Raw genomic sequence first — 21,075 nt, forward strand, 5'->3', positions numbered from 1 at the left:
TTTACATTGAAATCGCACTTCTTTCTTAAAGGCTAATAAATGACTCGTGCTTTAAAAATAATATTTTTTCTCATTATTATTCTTCTGCCGTCACTTTTAGCAAAAGAACAGAGGAAACTTGCGAAAAATATTTTAATTTTAAACTCATATAATTATGGTATGCCATGGCAACAAACTGTTAATGAAGCTATTAATCGTTTTTTTGATCGCACAAACATAGTACTGGAAATTCATTTAGAATATACCGGGCTGGCACAGATGCACACCCCAGGTTTTAAACAAAACTTGGTCGATTTGTATACCCACAAGTACCGCAATGACATTGATTTGGTTATTGTAGTTGATGTTCCCGCTGCTAATTTTGTTGCACAATATCGCGATAAACTACCATGGAAGGCGCCTGTTGTTTTTATCTCTGACAAACAAGACCAGGATAAAATCTTAGGTATAAAAAACATGGTGGGGGTATTTTCAGATGTGGACATAAAAGCCACCTTAGATGTTGCTCTTACGTTACACCCTGATACGGAAAATATTGCGGTTATTTGCGGATGTTCACCAGTTGAGCAACTGTATGAAAAAGCAGCAAAAGAGGTTCTCGAAAAATACAGAGATCATTATTCTGTTATCAATTTAACTGGTCTTTCCATGAAGACTGTACTCTCAAGAGTGAAGAAACTTCCGCCGCGAACAATCGTGCTGTATTTGTTGACGATTGTCGATGCAGAAGGGAAAGATTTCATACCAAGAAAAATACTCTCTAAAATATCGCAAAACTCTACCGCCCCTATTTATGGTTTATGGGATTCTCTTCTTGGGGGAGGAATTGTCGGCGGACGAGTATCTTGTGCTGAGTTCGATGGAGTACAGGCAGCCGAAATAGCGGTAAAGATTTTAAAGGGAGAAAAGGTTGACAAAAATGTGGATGGAGGGCAAAAATTTCTATTTGACATGCGTCAACTGAAACGTTGGAACATAAATGAAAAAAAGCTGCCTAAGTTGAGTGAAATATTTTATCGCGAAAAAACACTTTGGGATCTTTATCGTTTTCAAATAATCACCATTTCTTGTTTAGTTATTCAGTTCTTGTTTATACTGCAATATGTGGTACGCGGAAAAAAAGCAAACCGTTTACAAAAAGCATGTGATGATTTAGAAGTACAAGTAGATAAGGGAACCACGGAATTAAATGAACTCAATAAAGCATTGGAGACTCGCTGTCTAGAGTGCGTGGAAGTGAAAAAACGCGAGGCGGCGCAAGTGGCAAATAAAGCGAAGAGCCAATTTTTAGCCAATATGAACCACGAAATACGTACTCCGATGAATGCGGTAATTGGGGTATCTGAGTTACTGAGTAAAACTCAACTTGATGAACAACAACGAAAGTACACCAAAATCCTACTAGATAGTAGTAAACACATACTCTACATTATCAATAATATTCTGCATCTTTCTAAAATAGAATCAAACCAATTGAATTTAGAGACAGAAGTATTCAAGGTCGAAGAGTGCTTGTGTGAAATTTTTCACATGGTAAGCCCTGAAGCGCAAAAAAAAGATCTGAAAATTAATTTAGATATTGATGAGCGTATCGATTTTCCCGTTCGTGGTTATGTAAAGCCACTAAAACAAGTTTTAATTAACTTAGCGAGCAACGCGATTAAATTTACGGAACATGGAAGTATTCAAATTTCTGTTCAGCTAGAATCCTGTGATGATTCTTATGCAAGGTTGCTATTTTCAGTGAAAGATACAGGTTTGGGAATATGTGAAGAAGATCGACAGCGCATTTTTGACGACTTTTATCAGGTTCAACACCAAAAGGATTACAAGGGAACGGGTCTTGGGCTTTCTATTTGTAAAAAGCTTGTGGAGATTATGAAAGGAAAGCTGGGAGTCCGTAGCGATTTGGGGAGAGGCTCAGAGTTTTTTTTCGATATAGAAGTTTTTCGTGCCAAAGACATCGTCGTTAGCTATGATGCTAGCCACTCTGACACAGGTAATTTTTTCCAGAAACACCCTTTGAAAATTCTTGTTGCCGAAGATCACGAAACAAATCGCATGGTTCTTACAGATACTTTTTCTATTCTAGGTTACGAAATTGATGTGGTAAGTAATGGTCAAGAGGCCGTGAATTATGCGATGAGTTCTGAATATGATCTTATTTTTGTGGATATCCACATGCCGATCATGGATGGTTTTGAAGCGACATCGTGCATACGCGAGAACTTTGCACCCGAACACTGTCCCTTAATTGCAGGATTAACAGCCGAAATTTTTGATGAAGAAGACTATCTATTAAAAAATGGTTGGGATGATTTGCTGTATAAACCAGTAACTATAGAAAAGTTACGCGATACTCTTCAACGCTGTTATCATAAAAAAACACGGCGTAAGACAATTACAACAAATCATAAACTTCTCAATTCGCAAGTAGTTGATCGAAAAGTAATCGCAAAAATAGACAAAGATTATCTTGATGTTAAGACTCAATATTTTTTAAACAAGGTTCCCGAAGTAATTGGTCAAATTGAAAATGGTCTAGAGTTAAAAGATATTCGCAAGAAAGTAAAAGAATTAAAGAAAGATTTTAAAGATTTGGGTTTGCGAAGATTTACACAAGTTTGTAACGAAATTCATGGTGATGCCACAAGTGAAAATGTGGATTACTTTGTTGACTCATTAAAAATATGTTACTATTGGACCAGTGAAGAATTAAAAAGTTACTTACCTACCACAGATAATTAACAATTACTATCATGATATTTTGCCTCTGGGGAAAAAAAAAATTTTTTCCCCTAAAGTTATTTTTTACCCATCCGAGAATTAGGGTATAAGAATAACTGATACCATTTGGAATTAAAGGAGGCAATTATGTCAATTTCTATACTCAACAATTCATCTGCTCTAAACTCTGCACGTCAATTGAACAAATCTCAAAAGTATTTAGGAAAATCTTTTGAAAAATTATCTTCTGGCCTACGCATCAATCGCGCTGCTGACGATGCTGCGGGATTAAAAATCGCAGAAAGATTTAATTCACAAATTTCAGGTCTAGGTCAAGCAATTCGCAATTCCAATGATGGAATTTCTTTAGTTCAAACTGCCGAAGGTGCTCTGAATGAAACAACGAGTATCTTACAAAGAATGAGAGAACTTGCTGTACAATCCGCAAACGGAACTTTCAGCGATAGCGACCGTGAATCGATACAAGATGAAACATCGCAACTTATTCAAGAAATTGACCGTGTCGCCTTAGAAACCAGTTTTAACGGTCGTAAAATTCTAGATGGTTCAGCAAATAATTTAAAATTCCAGGTGGGAGAAAACGCCGGACAAACCATCGATATTTCTGTACGTGGAGCCACCAGCAAGAGCTTTGGACAAATCGCACAAAGCACCGGAAATAGCGCAGTAGACGGTAACGCTCTTGCCGAAGGTGAATTAGAAATTAATGGTAAACTTGTACGTGGTTCGTCATCTTTTGTTGGTAGTGCCGCTGGACAAGACGCTACCAGTGCTTTTGCGAAAGCGCAGGCAATTAACGCAAGTGGAACCGGAGTACGCGCCGAGGCTCAGGCTACTGAGTTTGAAGTAGCTGCAAGTGGAATAGCCGTTGCCGCAGACGAAACACTTGAAATTAATGGTGTGGCCATTTTTGACAACAACCAAGGTTCAAACATTACGAATGCCGAAGAACTCGCAGAGGCGATCAATGCGTTTTCCGCAGATACAGGGGTAACAGCTACTGTGGATGTAACAAATGACACTTTTACACTTACCGCTGCTGATGGACGCAATATTGACGTTGTTAATAATGGTACAACGACAGCTTTCGGTACTGCAACTACCCGAGGAGAAATTCAACTTTCTAGTGTTGATGACATTGCTCTAGCTGGAAACGTTGCTTCTATCGGTTTTACAGGGGTTGCTGGAATTTCTCGTGACAATAACTCGGTAAGTGATTTAGATCTTTCCACACAAGGGGGAGCGACAGAAGCGATTGAGAGAATTGATGCTGCTCTTGACTCTGTTGGAAAAAGCCGCGGAGAACTTGGTGCTCTTCAAAATCGTTTTGAATCTACGATTTCGAACCTAAGCAATGTAAATGAAAACCTAAATGCTGCTCGTTCGCGACTTCTAGATACAGATTTCGCGCAAGAGTCCATTAACCTAACAAAGAACCAATTACTACAACAGGCAGGAACAACAATTCTTGCACAATCGAAGCAATCTTCTCAAATTGCCTTGAATCTTTTAGGATAATTTTAAAAACGATAATAAGTTTTTTATTAGGGCGTGTCATCAATTAGCTAAACGCACCAAATTTAGAAAAAATATACACCTAGTGTCATTCCTGGCTTGACCAGGAATCCACGAATAAAGTTGTAAAACCCAATAAAAGTAAGACTTTCTTTTTACATTAGAATTTTTTTCTTTTATTGTTTTTTCTCTTAAAAAGCGTGGATCCCGCATCAGGTGCGGGATGACACAGTAAAGGAAATATTCTTTAATTGATGACAGCCCCTAAACAAAAAACTTATTATCAAGCACTAATAAAAAATATTTATGAAGATTAAATGTACCAGTTACGGTTATGGCAAAATTGCTGTAATTGGTATCTTTATTCTTATTTCTTTCCCAGGTAGACCTACCTGGGATTTTTGCGTTTACATATTCAAGGAGAGTTTTATGGCTGAGGGGACCTTATCACTGAATGTAGGTTTGGCTACAGGGATAGATTTTGGATCGCTTGTAGGACAACTTATTAGTGTTGAGAGACGTCCACTTGGTATTTTGCAGCAACGGAAAAATGGTTTTCAGGCGCAAAAAGCGGCTTACGATCAGCTGCAAACCAAGATGAACGATCTAAAAAGTGCTGCGCAAAAAATAGATGGACAAAATGACGATCTTTCTGCCGCAAGCTCTAAGGAAGAACTGCTGACATTTAAAGCGAAGAGCGATTCTGATTTTATAAAAGCTTCGGTAAAAGAAGGGGCAAAACCAGCTACACACAATGTGAAAGTGAATCAGTTGGCCCAAGGGACAAGACTCGCGCATTTGGGAGTGGATGATAAAGAAGCGGCGATTTCTGCAAGCGACGCCAATCTTGTTATCAACATCGGATCTTCGGAAGAAACACTTGAAATTAAAGGTGGTGAGACGACTTTGGAAGGTCTTGCGGCACAAATTAATGATCTCGACGCGTCTATTTCCGCTTCGATTGTAAACGATGGTAGTGCCTCCAATGGTTTTCGCTTGGTAATTTCCAGTGGAAGTACCGGGGTGGAAAACGCAGTTTCTATCAACGATGCAGAAACGACGCTTGCAGGATTTGCCACCAGTGATTTTGAAGAAGTGCAGCAGGCAAAAGATGCGCAAATTACCATTGACGGAATTGACATTTCTCGTGGAACCAACTCTGTTTCTGACGCTATTGATGGTGTGACTCTGGAGTTAAACGACATTAGCGAAGAAGAGGCAATCATCACTGTTTCTCGTGACAACGACGCTTTTAAAAATAAAGTAAGTGATTTTGTTAGCAAAATTAACGATGTATTGTCTTTTGTGAACGCCAATTCAGGATCTTCCGATAACAAAGCTTCTGGAGTTCTTGCTGGAGACCGCGTACTGATTAGCGCCCAAAGTCGTATTCGCAATTTACTCACCGAAGCGCAGGGGGGAGTTTCTCTATCAGAAATTGGACTCACCACAGGCGAAGATGGACTGATTAGTTTTGATTCGGCTAAGTTTTTAGAGGCGGTGGATGAAAACCCTACATTGGTTCGAGGTGTGTTTGCCGGCGGTGAGTCGGAACAAGGTGTTTCAGGACGTTTGGTGAGTATCGTAAAAGAATTTGTCGATCCCACAGGTTTTATTGCCACACGTCAAGATGGTTTACAAAGTTCGGCGGATAGTTTACAGGACCAAATAGATGTGGCAGAGAAAAGATTAGTGAAACGAGAAGATACCTTACGCAAGCAATTTGTCAATTTAGAGCAAGTTGTATCAAATTTACAATCTAACCAGAATTTTTTATTACAACAAATTGGTGCTGTGTAACCAAGAGCTTGACAAGCTCTTGGTTACGAAGTGAAATCTAGTAAGCTTGGATTTCCCCTACCAACGGCGAAAAATGTGGAGCGTAGGTTGGTATCTGCATTATTTAAATCAATCGCTCCTTCGGCGATGTCTAAATCTTCCAATTGGGCAAGACGCACCTCTAGTTGTAGTTTATTTTCAATGTGCTTTTCGTTTGTTTCATCGAGGCGTTGTACTAAACTTCCCACACTGGCGATTCTGTTGGAATTGTCTTCAAATATTGCGTCTAGTTCCGCAACAACATTGTCGGAAAGTTGCTGTTGAATCTGCGGCTCTGACAACCCACCAGTATTCAGTAGCACATCACGCGCATTAATGAGAGTTTCAAGTACGGGTAATAGATCGCTACCCGGTATATTATTTGCCACTTTTACATTGGTATCAATGAAAATTTGTTGTTGTTCGTCATTACCGTTATACGTTACACCATCGATATTGCCGTTGGCATCGCGACTTAACGCGAAAGGTTGTTGTGCCGAAGTGCCACTAAATAGATGGCGCCCTTCTTTTTTGGTGTTTAGGATACCAGCAACTTGTTCAATGTGTTCATTTAAGTCATTGGCAATCGTATCGCGATCACTTTGCCCCAGCGAACTTACCGAGAACAATACCAAATTTTTGCTACTTGTAATGACATTGTTGACTTCACGTAGTGCCGTTTCATTGTTGGCCTGTGTATTGGTGATATGTTCTATGTTTTTTGTGAAAATGTCATTTTGCCGTAAATCTTGTTTTATGCGCAAGGCATTTTTTGCTAGGTTAGGGTCGTCAGAAACGCGTATGTTGTTTTTACCAAGCGCTATTTTTTCCTGCGCTTGTTGTAACTCAACACCTTTTTGACGTACAGCAGCTAATTGAAATTGATGTATACCGTTGGTCGTCACTCGCATTATTTTCTCCCTGACAAAGGTAAGTATATTTGGTAAATAGTTTCCTTGTCTCTGTTTAACGCATTGAGATATCCTGCTATGTTGCGAATGGAAATGGCAAGTAGTGCGTGGGCAAAACCATCGCGATATCTTCTCAACACTTTTTTTATGTAGAACGGTTCAAAAACTCTTGGTAAATGTTCTTCTTCTATAAATGCGCAGCTATGTATTTCCAGCACAATATATTCCTTTTTGGGAATGATTGCATATGGCGTTTCTGTTTTTTCAACGTTTAAAACTTGCGAGGTTATTTTTAACCTTTCGGAAGGTTGGATACCATCTTCTAGATTCTTAATGAAATTGTCTATCAGTGTGGAAACACGCTCAAAATTACCCAAAAATTTTGCGTTTTTTGCATTGAGGTCGATTTGAACATAATCATCCCAATTCGACTTTAGTTGTTGTATCATTTCATCCATATCGACGGTGGTAAGGATACAGCTATTTTCGCGATAGACTTGTGCTAAATTTTGCGATAGTTTTGACAACTCTTCTACCGAGCGAGACATTTTTTCTACATATTTGTACGGAGCACTGTCTTTAGGTAATTTGGCCAAGATTAAAGACGGGTATGTAATCAGAACTCCCAATATATTATTAATGTCGTGCGCAATGCCTCCAGCAAGTATCTCTATGGAATTTTTTTCATTCATGTATTAAAATCCTTTGTTAACGACCTAGGTTTATAATATCTTGCAGTAGAGTATTGAGTGTTTGAAACACTCTTGTGGAGGCTTCAAAAGAACGTTGGAATTTGTTTAAGTTTACTAACTCTTCATCCACAGAAACCCCAGAAACCGATTCTCGCAAATTTTCAAGGTTTTGTATAACAGAATTTTGTAAATTTTCTTGGTTTTGCAAATTTTGCGACTGTTGTCCGATTTCTGAAATACTTGTACCTAAGAAATCGCTAAAATTTAAGTCTTGCAAGTTGCTGTTATTATTTTCCAAAGTTTCCTGTAGCAAAAGAGAATTTTCATTGTTACCAGCGGAAAAACTTTTTGCCAATGCTAGCCGGTTGACATCTTCCAATTGTGTGGCAACATTTATATTGTTTGCATCATCACCAACGAATATTGAGTTTATTTGGAAACTTGCTAAAAAGTCGCTAGTATCTGCTGTAAATGAAAAGTCAAAGCCAGCATCTGCTTGCAAACCCAACTGACCATTGGCATTAATGGTTCCATTGATGTTCGCGACCGCATCTAGTTTTGCTCTAATATCCTCCAAGCTTTCCGTTGTTGGGTCGATGCTTACTGTTGTTTCACTAATATTTCCCGTAGCAATTTCGCGAAGTTGTACGGTCAAATCACCTTGTTGTATCGGTAGGTTGAGTGTATCTAAATTTGCTAGTGGATCACTAGCTCCTACAAAGGACAATGTATCCGTTAAACCTGTTTCTTTTCCTATACCTGTCGCATGAATTTTGTTCATTTCAAACGCAAAATTTGTTGCCAAGTCGTTGAGACGATTTGTGTGCTGCGGTAATATTTCATTGTTTAGTTGTAGTAAACCTCCCAATTTTCCGCTTTTGACGTCAATATTGTTATTTGTTCCTTGGAGTTGTAATCCTCCGTCGTTGGCTACTTCGAGCGAGAACACTTGATTTTGGTCTACGATAGGTTGTGTTCCCAAAAATACCTGAGCATGCCCTTCCTGGCTGAAAGAAACAGATATATTGCCTAACGAACTCAGTTCGCGAATTTTTTGATCGCGTTGATCTAAAAGATCGTTTGCCGCTTCAGGAGAACTGACGATACCCTTATTCAGTCCGTCAATTTCTTGTATGAGAGAATTAAAATTTGCGACACTATCTTGTAGTTCCTCATTGACTTGCTGTTCTACTTGTGCAAATTTGGAAGCATGGTCGCGAAAGGAGTCTGTTAATTCCTTGCTTGTATCAATAAATAATTCGCGTAATCCATTATCTTCTGGTCTTAAAGATACCTCTCCTAAACTTTGAGAAAATTTATCTATGCGGGATATAAGGTCCCCAGGAGAAGAGGCAAAAATATCTTCGAGCTGTAAAATAATGGGTTTTTGCACTTCAATGCGACCCTGATTTTGTAAATTGGTACTTATACGTTGTTCTAGAAAATTATTGACCTTACGTTCAACCCCCGAAGCGTCTACACCAATGCCCAATTTGCCAATGTTACTTGTTTCTGCAACACCGGCTTTTAACAACACCTCTTGCCTGGAAAAGCCAGGCGTATTGGCGTTTGTTATATTGTGCGACGTAGTCTGAATCGCTTGTTGGTTTATTTGTATGGATCGAGATACATTTTCTAAACGCATATTTATCCTATGTAACAGTTAAAGTTAAATTTTTAAATTCATTGATGACTTCCTGAATACTTTGGTAACGATCGTGAGGAAGTTTTTGCATCATACGCACGATAATGTTGGATATACTTTTTGGTATTTGAGGAGCCACTACATGAGGAGGAGCTATTGGTGTATACACATGCTCATTCATGATGGCGAAGCAAGTTGGTCCGATAAAAGGTGGATGGCCAACAATGAAATGATAAAATGTCGCCCCTAAACTATATATATCCGAACGAATATCCGTGTCATGTCCAAAGCACTGTTCTGGGGACATGTATAACGGTGTTCCCAAAAGAGTACCTTTATTGGTAATCTTTGTATCTCTTTTCGCGCGCGCCAATCCGAAATCTAGTAACAATGGAATATGGTTTTCCGTGATGAGTATATTTTGCGGTTTTAGATCACGGTGAACCATGCCCGCATCGTGTACCACACTTAAACCTTCGCAAATTTCCGTCATCATCGGTGTCGCTTCGTTTATCGAATATGTCTTGCTTTCGATGTGGTCGTCCATTGGTTTACCTTTTATATAAGGGGTCATGATAAATAAAAGGTTTTGATGAATTCCCGCATCGATGATTTGAATGAGATTTCGATGCTTGAGTCGCGTTAAAACTTTTATTTCGCGGATAAAACGTCCTACCTCTTGGGATGTCATTTCAAATTCAGGGTGTAAAATCTTGATGGCAACATCCACATTTAGCCCTGTATGTGTACCTTTGTATACAACGCCATTGGCCCCTTGTCCCAGTACTTGTTGCAGTTTACATTCCGCGAAGGTTGAATTAATCAAAAATTCGGGAGCCATCATTAGTTCTCCACGTACCCCCTCAATTTCCATGGACTGCTTCTCTAGTACACCTTTTATTATGGTCATTATTTCCATAAAGCTAATGGGTTTCTGTAGAACACCTTGGACGTTTTTGTAGTAAGAAATTTCAGGTGCATTTTTTAAATTAGGATCACCACTGATAATAAATACCGGGACATCTATACCTAAATTTCGCATTTCCGCCAAAACACTACAGCCGTCCATTTTTGGCATAACTAGATCTAAAAGAACTAGGCTCGGTTTATATTTCTGTAGTTTTTTTAATCCGTCTTCACCATTTTTGGCCATAATGATTTGGTAATCAGAATCTATAAGTGTATCAGCGTATAGATCTCGATATTTCGGATCATCCTCGATAATTAATACTCTTGCCATATGTTAAGCCCTTATTTGTTGTTCCGTTCTTGTTATAAGAACAATTTCCTGGTGTTATTATTGCAATCATTTTATTACACATTTGTTTTTGATTTTCATGTAAGAACTTGACTTCTTTTAGTACATCTTGAATGTCGCGAATTTTTTCCATATTTTTTTCATCTATTTTTTGCGCGTTTTTGTGTCGCCAAATGACTATTTTTTTTATTTTTTCCATTTCATATTGCAGTTGTTGAACGTGTTGCTCAATGCATTCGTAAGAAATTTTATTGCGCAAAGTAACGAGTAAATGTTCGATATTTTCGTAACATTCTAATTCTCTTTGAATAATTTCTTCATCCACGTTTATTGTCCTCTATGGAATTTTGTAATTGTTGGTAAAGAGGAAAATTTTTATCGACGATTTTGTCCGCTAAAATAGGAATTACCAAGGAATCCATGTACGAAGATGATTGCCCTTCGGGACAAAGACCTTTTGCACACGATTTTAGCATTGTTTTGACGAATATTTTGCTGAACTCTTGTGCCTCGTCTACTTCGGTACTTGTATTTTTTGCACTATTTTTCGGTATCGAATTATTTGTAATCATGGAGATATCCATTTTATCCCTCCATAAAGCCTACAGAAAAATCAATTTAGCATGGAGCGCACCCATTGCTTCTAACATACGAAAAATGACAACGAGATCTTTTGAGGTAGCTCCCACGGATAACAATGCGTTTGTCAGTTGTTCGACGGTTATTTTTTGTTGACCGTTATTTAAACCAATTGTAATTTTAATGGTGTTGTGTGTAATGGTTACTGGACTAATTGTTACACTATCTCCTGCAATAATCGAGCCAGTTCTTTCATTAATAACAACACGTGCGGGAATATCTGGTATTACCTCTAAGGTGTATATCTCGGCAATGAATTGTGAAATACGGTTTTTCTTTTTATACTCGTAGGGAACTTGCACGCGCACAGTATTTAAATTTAGCGTGTGACAATCGTTGTCGAATTTTTGCATTATTGCTTGTGAAATTCTATTCGCAGTATTAAAGTCAGGATTTTTGAGACGCAAAAATATTTGTCCTTTGGCTGTGACAAACGAGGCCGGGGCATCGCGCTCTACAATTCCATTGTGTACTGTCGCCACCGTAGGAGACTGTAAATCGGTGCTTAATGTACCTTGTCCTACAGCATAAATCTTTTTGTTTAAAGCTTTCAGGAAAGTAGGGAGTAATACTCCACCATTTAAGCTCGTTGCATCACCAATGGCAGATACTGTGATGCGAATTTTTGTTCCGCGCGTTGCCAATGGTGGAAGTTGAGCTGTGGCCATAACTAAAGCCACATTGCCTTGTGCTAGGTCTCTTTCCGAAACGCGGAAGTCATAGTGTTGTAGTACGTTTCTTAAGGCTTTTAATGCTGCGGGATTTTGATCACCCGTTTGTGGCAAGCCAACAACCAATCCCATACCAGTTATGGGGTTTTCGCGTAGCCCCACAACTTCGACAATATCTTTAATACGCGCAGCATGTACCATTCCAAGTAATATTAGAAACACTAGAACTTTCATATCTGTCCTTAAAATGGCCAAATAATATCAAGTATTTTGCCAAAAACTTTTGACCCAGTGCCAGGCTCCGTTGTTGAGGTTAAAGTTCCTTTTCCTTCGAGATGTATATTTGCCATGGCCAATTGACTAGAGCTGATCACTTTATCATCTGATATACTTTGTGGTTGTACCATACCGCTCACTACAAGGGTTTTGGCTTCACCATCCAATCTAATATTTCTTTTTCCCCATACCACCAATAGACCATCTTCGCGAATTTCAGTAACAACAACAGCAATTCGGTCGTCAAATGAAGATGTTTGTTGGTACGTTGCTTCACCAATGTGCGTTTTGTTGCGCGATGCATCCAACGAGGAAATGCCCGTTACCAAAGAGCCACCTACTTGCTGCAAAAGATCTCCTGCTCCAGGATCTACATCTAATTGCGACTGAGAATTCTTTAAAAGTTCCACTTCATTGTCTTGTTGTACGTCGTTGCGTTCATTGATTAATACGGTAAGAATGTCACCCTTTTTGTACTTTCGATTGTTGTAAAAAGAAGTAAAATTTTCGTCGAATAATGAACCATGCTGTGGTGGTTTTTCGGGTGCTAAGGGTTGCAGTGAAAGTTGCTGTGGGGAATATGTAGGAATTTCTTTGGGAGCCACAGTTTTACTACTACTGCATCCTAATATAACGACATAAAAAAGACACAACCATCTATTCATATTATCCCTCGCTTATAAAAACAACATTGCTTTCACCAATTACTTTTGCCTTTAGTACACGTCGCGACGAAATGTTCATAACACGGATAATATCATCCTTGAAACCTTTTTCTAACGCCTTAACTTTTACTTCGATGTTCAAGTTTCCCATCTTGAATAGCATTTTTATTTTAGAATTGCGTTGAATCATGGGAACGCGCTCTACATCGCGTTTTAACAAGACATGCCCTACTGGTAAAGTATGGCGCACACGCACATTTTTTTTCGCCTCATTTAATGTCAAAAATTTTTGGCGATTATCTATTTTTATACGCTTGTAGCTGACATAAGAAGGAGTTAGTTTTTTCTTCGCAGAAATGGCGCGTCGTGTTACCAGCACTTTTGTGTAAATATTTACGGAAAATATAACTTTGACCTTACGCATTACTTTTCCGTCAATTGCCAACAATATATATACCGATACCTGTTGTCCCCGCCGACGAATTTCTAATTTGCTGTAGCTAATTTTTAACCCAATGCGCGGCTTGTGAAGTATCACTGGTCGCGTCGCAATATGTTTGAGTGCTATCGAAAAGTCATTCCATGTTTTTCCCAAAGAGAAATGAACATACTCCTTGGCAAGTGGAGCTAGTTCCTTTGGAGAGATAACTAGTCGACTCGCGACAACTTGTACTTCATCACCGTGAAGTACAAAGTCGACGACACCATTTCGCAATAAAATATCTTCAATTTCTTCGACCTGATAAATACGCGTTTTTCCTGGGGCAGGTGTCGCGCCAATTTTCAGTTTTTGCAAAGCTTTGTTATTATTTACATTGGCAATGTCGCCCAAAAAAATAACAAGTCCTTTTACCTCGGCGCGCGGCTGCAAAAAAATTTCTTGGCTCATCACATATGTCATGAAGACTATCAGCAATAAAAGAAATTTCATGTTTTATCTTATCAAGTTGTTGGTCATGGAAAGCATTTCGTCACTAGTACGAATTACCTTTGAATTGATTTCATAGGTGCGTTGTGCAACGATAAGTTTTACCATTTCGCTTACGGTATCGACATTTGATCTTTCTAAGAAATTTTGCCGCAACACGCCGTTGCCTTCTTCACCTGGTCTCGCAATTTCTGGTTCTCCTGAAGCAGGAGTTTCTCGGTAGATATTGCCGCCCAAGCTTTGTAGACCAGGTTCGTTGGTAAAAGTTGCTAGCTCTATTTCTCCTAAGACTTGTAGTTGATCTTGCCCCGCGACTTTAGCACTGACAGTTCCGTCATTACCAATAATAATATTTTCGGTGTTTTCAGGAACATTAATTGCCGGTTCCAGTGCATGTCCCGCAGAGGTAACCAATTGACGTTGTGCATCAATTTTAAAAGAGCCGTCTCTTGTGAAAAAAGTTTCTTCGTTCACCAAAATTTGAAAGAAACCTTGGCCATCGATGGCCACGTCCAATTCACGGTTACTTTCCTCAAGGGTTCCTTGCCCAAAACTTTTGACATTTGCCACAGATTTTGCTCCACTACCTATTTGCATGTCGGAGAGCACTTGTTGATCTGGGTCTGCTTTTCCGGTAAAATTTCCTTTGGAAACATAGAGTAAATCTTGGAATTCCATACGACTTTTTTTGTACGCAGTCGTATTAGCGTTTGCCAAGTTATTTGCAATATTATCGACAGTAGTCTGTTGTATTAACATGCCGCTTGCAGCACTATCTAGAGATTTAATCATTTTTTATACCTCCCGTGGATAAGATTTTAGCGACCGTTTTGCAATAAATTTTGCCAACTGCGATCGACCGTTTGCGTTACTTTGTTAATCGTCTCAAAGTAACGCATGTTGGCGACAAGATCCTTCATCGAAGTAAAGTTATTTACCGTTGACTTTTCAATATGACCTTGAAGAACACGGCTGTCTTTATCAACATTTGCTTCGACTTTGGCGGGATTCCAAAACGTCCCACCTTCATTGATGAGTTTGTGCGGCTCACTAAACTGCATTAATTTTAATGTTCCTAACTCGCGTTCCCCGGCTTGAATGACACCTTCCTCTGAAATTTTGATTTGTGCTTGTTGACCCTGGGGGACGATGATTGCTCCATCAATTCCCTGAACAACACGGCCTTCCGAAGTTGTCAATTCGTTATTGTTGTTGACATATAAGTAACCGCTACGAACATAGGCCACTTCGTCATCTTTGACAACTTCGATGAAACCATCGCCTGAAATTGCAAAACTATGAGGGTCTTCATCACTAACAACACTTCCTTGTGAGAACGACAGAAAATTTTGCGAATAGGGTATTTCACCGCTAGAGGTTTCACTTTCTACTCGTGTGAAAACTTCTTTAAAGCCAGGGCTACTTGTATTAGACAAGTTCTTTGCTAAGCGTTGTTGGTTTTGTGCGGCGCTATCCATAGAACCAGCTAGTAGGTATAAGGTATTATCCATCGTTATCTCACTATCTTATTAGGTTCGCTGCTTCTTGCAAAATTTCATTGGAAGCGGTAATCACACGTGCGTTAAACTGAAAACCGCGTTGTGCTATGATCATCAAGGCAATTTCTTTAGAGGTATCGACATTACTTGTTTCAAGGTTACCACTCAGTACGGCACCAGCACGCCCCGTAAGACCACCTGTAATATTTGCTTCACCAGAGTTACCAGTGGTAGAAAACATATTACCGTTGACTTTTTCCAGTCCTTCGGGATTGGAGAAAGTGGCGATGCCAATTTGTCCAAGAGCTTGTCGTTCTCCGTTACTGTATTGCCCAATAATTTGCCCTTCGGCGTCAAAACCTATGTCAATAAGAGGACTTGATGAAAAGCCATCGTTTTGATTGGCGACTATTGTTGTTGCTCCGCTAACTTGGGTAACGCCGTTAAAACTATTTGCATTGCCAAAATCTAAAGTAACGGTTTGCGGGGTGGCAAAACCATTGAAGGTGATGCTAAAAGCATTGTCGGCAACACTAGCAAAAGAACCATCTGGATTGAAGGTAAGCCCGGTGATATCTGCGTCGTTGACAACTCCATCTCCGTTTGGAAGACTTACTTGCGCGTCCCATTGATCCGCAGCGACATGGGTGAAAGTAATATCTGCAGTGTGGCTGGCTCCCTGTGGATCGACGACGGTACTCGATAATGTTACCGTACCCGCGGGAATCGCTACTGTCGGGTCTAAGTTTCCTTGTAGACCTAGTTGTGAAGTGGCAGAAGGAGGAAGTGGTTCCTCTGTGTTTATGGTAATTGGTTGGTTGTTAACATCAATTACCTTAAAACCACTAATTTGATCCACCAACTGACTATCTTCATCCAAAGCAAAACTACCTACGCGTGAAAATAGGTTTTGCTCACCGCCATTTAGTACGAAAAAACCTTCGCCTTCTATTGCCAAGTCTAAATTTCTTCCTGTTTGTTCAAAATTTCCCTGGCCAAAGTTGGCAACAATGGCACCGATATTTGCACCACCGCCTACCTGAACGGGATTTGTCCCACCAGTGATGTTATTTGGGGCAGCGGCCTCTTTTATCGTTTGTGAAAAATTTTCAACAGCACGAAAAGATCCCGCTTTAAAACCTGGCGTGTTGATGTTTGCCATGTTTCCACCAATAACTTCTAACATCTTTTGGTACGAAGAGAGTCCCGACACACCCGAAAATAGTGAATTAGTCATTTTCAGCTCCTCCTACACGAATGATTTGTTCTACGGTCACTTCTTGGTCTGCAACATTTAAATAAAGCTGATTATTTTTTTGCGTTACAGAATTGACTTGCCCTGAAAGGGTTTTGCCATTGGTATCTTTATATTCTATTTCTTTCCCAACCATACTTGCGGCTTGAAAAAAGCCGAGAGATTGTTTCATTTCTTTTATTTCTGCTGCCATCGCTGAGGTCTGTTCCAACGATTGCATTTGTGAAAGTTGTCCTAGCCATTGACTATTGTCCATGGGATCTAGGGGATTTTGGTTTTGTAACTCCACATTTAAAATCTGGAAAAATACATCTTCATTTACTTTTTGTTTTCCTGTGGTGTTGTTAGTTGTTTGTGTTGGACTAATAGCGGTTAATTCATTGATCATTTGAATTCTCCTAAACAACAAGATGATAACGCTTAAGTATTTGTAGTTACTAATGACGATTTTTTTTAATCGTGAGATTTATCGCTGAATTCCAGTTGTTAAGTTGGTCATCTCAAATATAGTAACTGACTTTTTTATTGCTGTAGTAAATCTGGTTAGGATTTACCTCTCGTGCATTTTCTTCTACTTTTGCAGAAAACCGTTGCTGTAAAAAGTGCTGATTGCCACGATGATTTGAGTTTTGAGAAAAACTCTGCGAAAAATTACGCGAAAATTCGACATCGTGTAACTTGAGTCCTTTTTGTAGAAGATCGCGACGTAGTGATTCTATATTGTTTTTCAACAGCTCCAGTGTTTCTTGTTGCTCGGAACCTACTTTGAGAAACAAAGTATCTTCTTTCATTGCAATATTTAAGTGTACGTCGTCGTTTTCATCTCCATACTTTAGTTGTAGGTCTATCTCTTGAGAATCTACAAGATTTACCTGTACGTCGTTTTCTTCTAATAGATTTTCTATCTCAAAAATATTTTGCGGCGAAGACATATCGATAGACTCGCTATTTTTTGTTCTATTCTCCGCATTTCGCGATAGATAAAATGTTTCCATGCGTTCTTGTGTGATTTTATCTTCGATTTTTTCAGAGCCGTGCATGTAAACGGAGGATCTAGGTGATAGCTCTTTGACAACTGTCTTGTTATGAGTCGCTGATTGTTCACACGTCGTTTCGTCGGTTACTTCTTGTATTTCCTCAACATTTGTCTCAACATCTACCTCAGCATTTGTCTCGACATTTGCTGCTTGTATTGCTCGTATGTTTGTTTCTCGTATTGCTTCAATATTGGTTCTTTGTTGTGCTTCCATATTTGCTTTTTGTGCCATTTCGATGGGCATCTCTTGCATCGTTTCGTGCGGTTTCTCAATGTTGTGTTTTGTGTCAATCGTTATTTTATGTGCTTCTTCAAGTCGACTATATGATGTTTGCTGTTCTAGTTTTGTAGATAGATTTATTTTGTTGAAAAACACTTTCTCTTGCGAAGGTACCGTCAAATTTTTATCTGTAGGCTCTGTGTCGGACATCAATTGCGAAACAATTTTTGGATGACTTGCGAGGTCTTGTGCCGCGAAGCTTTCCATGGGAAAGTTTTGGTCATTTTCACACAGCACTTCTGTTTTCGCTTGAAGTACATCAAAATGCTGTTCAATAACTTGTTCGTTATTTGATAGCTCCTGAGATACACCAGGCCAAAAATCTTTTTGCAATGGAATTTGTTTTATTTCAGACACCAGAGAACAAAACGCTGCTTCATCACTTGGTGTATCCTGTAACTCATGGTGGTTTTCCAGTTGCGATTTTATGTCTTGCAACCATGTCACAACGCTTTTTTTACCTTCTTGCCATTGAGGACAACAACACATTTCACTAGCAAATATATCGGCAAATTCATCCGCGGAAGACGATGTTTCCTCTTTGGATGTTGCGCATTGTTGGGTCATTTGTAAAATATTTGCTATTTTCAAAACGTTTCTACCTAAAAAAATATAGAGACTCCTGGGAGTCCCTATTACCAATTTTTCAATTTAAAAAATATGTTCGCGAAACACTATTTCAAAAAGATTGCCAAAATTTAAATAAAACGTTATTTTTTTTTAAAAGTATCTATGTTAAAATTGTAGAAACGTTAGTAAAATAGATCATTACAAAGAAAAATAGAAAAAAAATACTATTTATACTAAAGTTGTAAAGAAAGTGTCCGATAAGATACTTATACTGGTCTACCAGATTTGATAGTCATGGGTAGGTTATTTGGAAAAAATTTGTGTGCTCGAAGCCGTAAGATACTTTATTTAAAAAGGCTGGGCATAATTTTATGGGGAAAGAAATGGAAATTAATCGTGTAGGTGGTCCTCAATACATAAAGCGAACCCAGAACGACGTTTCTCCAAAAACAACATCCCAAAAAACAGATTCCTTTTCTGTAAACACAGCGCAGAAGCAACATATGGATACGGAAATTCAACGCTTAAAGGAAGTTATGAAGGCGGATGGTGGAATTCGCCCGGAGAAAATTCAACAAGCAAAAGAGATGCTTGAGTCTGGTATTTCGCCACAAATGGATAAAAAATCAGCACAAAATATTTTAAAAGGTGGTCTCTAGGGGTGGCAAAATGACCCACCTATAGAGATCGTCCTCTTGAAAAGCTAAATTTTAGCCATATTTCGCAGTATGGCTATCTGCGGCAAAATGCCGCACTTGGTAATATTTCACATAGTAAATATGCCACACACCTTCCAAAATCAATATAGATTTGTCATAAATTTTTGACAAATTGTACAGTCTATTGCTATTGACTAAATAGCACTACTGTAGTTATTCTTCAGCATGTAGACGCTTCCTACAAAAAAACCTTCACTTTTTCTATTTGGCTTCATTCTTGCATGTATCCTCGATATGCAGTTAATTATTCGGCTTGTAAACGAATCATTCAGGGGGATACTATGGCACATAAGAAATTTTTATTTATTTTTTTCTTAGTGTTTTTGTCTTGTGCATATGCTGATAATCAGCAGTTAAATGTCAAGCTTGACTTACCGAAAAATACAGGTGAGTGGGCACCAGTGCTAAAAATACTTATTTTTATGACGCTGTTGTCTTTTATTCCCGCGATTCTTTTAACAATGACTTCATTTACACGCATTCTCATTGTTTTATCATTCACACGGCAAGCTTTTGGAGTTCAAAGTCTTCCTCCAAATCAAATTTTGATAGGTTTAGCAATATTCCTAACTATTTTCGTGATGACTCCGGTGTGGAATGGTATATACCAAAATAGCTATCTTCCTTATCAAAAAGAAGAGATCAATACTCAAGAAGCTTTGTCTCGTTCGCTGCAGGAATTACGTACTTTTATGCTTAAACACGTCCGCGAAAAAGATCTGGCACTGATGATTTTTCTCAGTAAGAGTGAGCCACCAAAAACGGTAAACGATATTCCAATATCTATTGTAATTCCTGCTTTTGTTATTAGTGAACTTACAATAGCTTTTCAGATGGGATTACTTATTTTGATACCGTTTTTTATTATAGATATTCTTGTCGCGAGTACACTTCTCGCTATGGGTATGATGATGTTACCACCAACTGTCATTGCGATTCCCTTTAAGGTGATGCTATTTATTATGGTAGATGGGTGGCATTTAGTTGCAAAAACTCTGGTGGTAAGTTTTGGTTAGGAAAAGTAATGTCGCAAGCAATGATTTTAGAAATTATGCAGCAAGTCTTTTATACAACTGCAATGTTGGTATCTCCCATTTTAATTAGCGCTGCATTGGTGGGAGTGGTGGTGAGTATTGTACAGGCAGTTACAAGTATCCAAGAACAGACATTGGTTTTTATCCCCAAGATGTTTACGGTGATGCTTATTATCTTTATCGCTTTTCCGTGGATGATGAGGACATTAATTTTTCTGGTGAATGTTTTTTTTCAATATATGTTGGTTGTTGCTAAACAGCAGTGATATTGAACAGTATGTATGACTGTTTGGAGATGGTGATGGGATCAAAAGAAGAATCGACGAATAAAAAATCGAATACTATAGGGATTATCGTTTTTATTATTTTGTTTGTGCAGTTTGTCATTATTATGCGCTTGATGAGTACCGACACAGATAAACCAAAAATTGACATTATTTCCGACTGGGAAGACATTGCCAAAAAATCTTTTGATCGAGGAGAATACAAGGACGCGATTTATTATTTGGAGAAGGTTTTAGCAAATACTCCAACTAATTACCCACGTTACTATCGAACCAAAAAAAAATTAGTATCCTTGTACGAGCTTTCTCCACGTACGCCCCAGAAAAAGTTAAGTACGGCAGCACCTGAAGTACTCAAATTTGACTCTTCTGAGGATTACGAATTGCACGAGCTGGTGAAAATCGCCGATCATCGATATAAAAATGGACAGTATAAAGAGGCACGTAAACTATATTACAAAATTATGGCAAGGATCGATGACGATAAGGATTCTAAAAAAAAAGCGACTTTACAACTTGCCGATTTACGTGTGATGAAATGTAGTCTTATATTAAAACTACGGAAAAAAAAAGTAGAAGACCAAATCATGCAGGAATCTTTAAAATTAATACAAAGAATTACGGAGGATTAA

Annotated in this window: 21 protein-coding genes; 7 read left to right on the forward strand and 14 right to left on the reverse strand. The window is 38.7% G+C overall.

What is annotated here, in order from left to right:
- Window positions 1-39: 39 nt before the first annotated feature.
- The 3 genes from UABAM_RS16445 (at window position 40) to fliD (ending at window position 6,063) form a co-directional block, all read left to right on the forward strand.
- Window positions 40-2,748, forward strand: coding sequence for an ATP-binding protein (locus tag UABAM_RS16445; protein WP_151969099.1), 2,709 nt, complete (start codon window positions 40-42; stop codon window positions 2,746-2,748).
- A 126-nt stretch (window positions 2,749-2,874) separates the two neighbouring features.
- Window positions 2,875-4,266: a flagellin N-terminal helical domain-containing protein gene (locus UABAM_RS33765; protein WP_151969100.1), complete on the forward strand. Its 1,392-nt coding sequence runs from the start codon at window positions 2,875-2,877 to the stop codon at window positions 4,264-4,266.
- 426 nt (window positions 4,267-4,692) lie between these two features.
- Window positions 4,693-6,063 carry a flagellar filament capping protein FliD gene (gene fliD, locus UABAM_RS16455; protein WP_173013365.1) on the forward strand — a complete coding sequence of 457 codons (1,371 nt, stop codon included), beginning with the start codon at window positions 4,693-4,695 and terminating at the stop codon, window positions 6,061-6,063.
- A gap of 23 nt (window positions 6,064-6,086) precedes the next feature.
- Here the strand turns inward: fliD and UABAM_RS16460 are convergent, their stop codons facing one another.
- The 14 genes from UABAM_RS16460 to UABAM_RS16525 form a co-directional block, all read right to left on the reverse strand.
- Window positions 6,087-6,992 carry a flagellin N-terminal helical domain-containing protein gene (locus UABAM_RS16460; RefSeq protein ID WP_151969102.1) on the reverse strand — a complete coding sequence of 302 codons (906 nt, stop codon included), beginning with the start codon at window positions 6,990-6,992 and terminating at the stop codon, window positions 6,087-6,089.
- Window positions 6,992-7,684 (reverse strand): hypothetical protein, encoded by a 693-nt coding sequence (locus UABAM_RS16465; RefSeq protein WP_151969103.1) that lies wholly within the window; start codon window positions 7,682-7,684, stop codon window positions 6,992-6,994. Before UABAM_RS16465 ends, UABAM_RS16460 begins: the two co-directional genes overlap by 1 nt.
- 16 nt (window positions 7,685-7,700) lie before the next feature.
- Entirely contained in the window at window positions 7,701-9,329 is a 1,629-nt protein-coding gene (gene flgK / locus UABAM_RS16470) for a flagellar hook-associated protein FlgK (RefSeq protein WP_151969104.1), read from the reverse strand.
- A gap of 7 nt (window positions 9,330-9,336) precedes the next feature.
- Window positions 9,337-10,569 (reverse strand): protein kinase domain-containing protein, encoded by a 1,233-nt coding sequence (locus UABAM_RS16475; RefSeq protein WP_151969105.1) that lies wholly within the window; start codon window positions 10,567-10,569, stop codon window positions 9,337-9,339.
- Entirely contained in the window at window positions 10,541-10,912 is a 372-nt protein-coding gene (locus tag UABAM_RS16480) for a hypothetical protein (protein WP_151969106.1), read from the reverse strand. Before UABAM_RS16480 ends, UABAM_RS16475 begins: the two co-directional genes overlap by 29 nt.
- The gene (locus UABAM_RS16485) at window positions 10,905-11,171 is read right to left on the reverse strand and encodes a hypothetical protein (RefSeq protein ID WP_151969107.1); all 267 of its coding nucleotides are present in this window, start codon (window positions 11,169-11,171) and stop codon (window positions 10,905-10,907) included. Before UABAM_RS16485 ends, UABAM_RS16480 begins: the two co-directional genes overlap by 8 nt.
- Window positions 11,172-11,189: 18 nt before the next feature.
- Entirely contained in the window at window positions 11,190-12,131 is a 942-nt protein-coding gene (locus tag UABAM_RS16490) for a flagellar basal body P-ring protein FlgI (protein ID WP_151969108.1), read from the reverse strand.
- 8 nt (window positions 12,132-12,139) lie between these two features.
- Window positions 12,140-12,838, reverse strand: a complete 699-nt coding sequence (locus UABAM_RS16495; RefSeq protein WP_151969109.1) for a flagellar basal body L-ring protein FlgH — start codon at window positions 12,836-12,838, stop codon at window positions 12,140-12,142.
- A gap of 1 nt (window position 12,839) precedes the next feature.
- Window positions 12,840-13,769 (reverse strand): flagellar basal body P-ring formation chaperone FlgA, encoded by a 930-nt coding sequence (gene flgA, locus UABAM_RS16500; RefSeq protein WP_151969110.1) that lies wholly within the window; start codon window positions 13,767-13,769, stop codon window positions 12,840-12,842.
- A 3-nt stretch (window positions 13,770-13,772) separates the two neighbouring features.
- On the reverse strand, window positions 13,773-14,558 hold the full coding sequence (flgG, locus tag UABAM_RS16505; protein ID WP_151969111.1) for a flagellar basal-body rod protein FlgG: 786 nt from the start codon (window positions 14,556-14,558) through the stop codon (window positions 13,773-13,775).
- 26 nt (window positions 14,559-14,584) lie between these two features.
- Window positions 14,585-15,277, reverse strand: a complete 693-nt coding sequence (locus tag UABAM_RS16510; RefSeq protein WP_151969112.1) for a flagellar basal body rod C-terminal domain-containing protein — start codon at window positions 15,275-15,277, stop codon at window positions 14,585-14,587.
- Between the two features lie 10 nt (window positions 15,278-15,287).
- Entirely contained in the window at window positions 15,288-16,502 is a 1,215-nt protein-coding gene (locus tag UABAM_RS16515) for a flagellar hook protein FlgE (protein WP_151969113.1), read from the reverse strand.
- The gene (locus tag UABAM_RS16520; protein WP_151969114.1) at window positions 16,495-16,908 is read right to left on the reverse strand and encodes a flagellar hook capping FlgD N-terminal domain-containing protein; all 414 of its coding nucleotides are present in this window, start codon (window positions 16,906-16,908) and stop codon (window positions 16,495-16,497) included. Before UABAM_RS16520 ends, UABAM_RS16515 begins: the two co-directional genes overlap by 8 nt.
- A gap of 112 nt (window positions 16,909-17,020) precedes the next feature.
- Window positions 17,021-18,427 carry a flagellar hook-length control protein FliK gene (locus tag UABAM_RS16525; protein ID WP_151969115.1) on the reverse strand — a complete coding sequence of 469 codons (1,407 nt, stop codon included), beginning with the start codon at window positions 18,425-18,427 and terminating at the stop codon, window positions 17,021-17,023.
- Window positions 18,428-18,789: 362 nt separating this feature from the next.
- Here UABAM_RS16525 and UABAM_RS16530 point away from each other — a divergent pair, with 362 nt between their 5' ends.
- The 4 genes from UABAM_RS16530 to UABAM_RS16545 all read left to right on the forward strand — a co-directional run bounded on the left by UABAM_RS16530 (window position 18,790) and on the right by UABAM_RS16545 (window position 21,075).
- Window positions 18,790-19,065 (forward strand): hypothetical protein, encoded by a 276-nt coding sequence (locus UABAM_RS16530; protein WP_151969116.1) that lies wholly within the window; start codon window positions 18,790-18,792, stop codon window positions 19,063-19,065.
- 341 nt (window positions 19,066-19,406) lie between these two features.
- Window positions 19,407-20,141, forward strand: a complete 735-nt coding sequence (fliP, locus tag UABAM_RS16535; RefSeq protein WP_151969117.1) for a flagellar type III secretion system pore protein FliP — start codon at window positions 19,407-19,409, stop codon at window positions 20,139-20,141.
- An 8-nt stretch (window positions 20,142-20,149) separates the two neighbouring features.
- A complete protein-coding gene (locus tag UABAM_RS16540) occupies window positions 20,150-20,425 on the forward strand; it encodes a flagellar biosynthetic protein FliQ (RefSeq protein ID WP_151969118.1) in 276 nt (91 codons plus the stop codon).
- Between the two features lie 35 nt (window positions 20,426-20,460).
- Window positions 20,461-21,075 (forward strand): hypothetical protein, encoded by a 615-nt coding sequence (locus UABAM_RS16545; protein ID WP_151969119.1) that lies wholly within the window; start codon window positions 20,461-20,463, stop codon window positions 21,073-21,075.

Origin of the sequence: Candidatus Uabimicrobium amorphum (assembly GCF_009002475.1) — a bacterium.
Classification (GTDB): domain Bacteria; phylum Planctomycetota; class Uabimicrobiia; order Uabimicrobiales; family Uabimicrobiaceae; genus Uabimicrobium; species Uabimicrobium amorphum.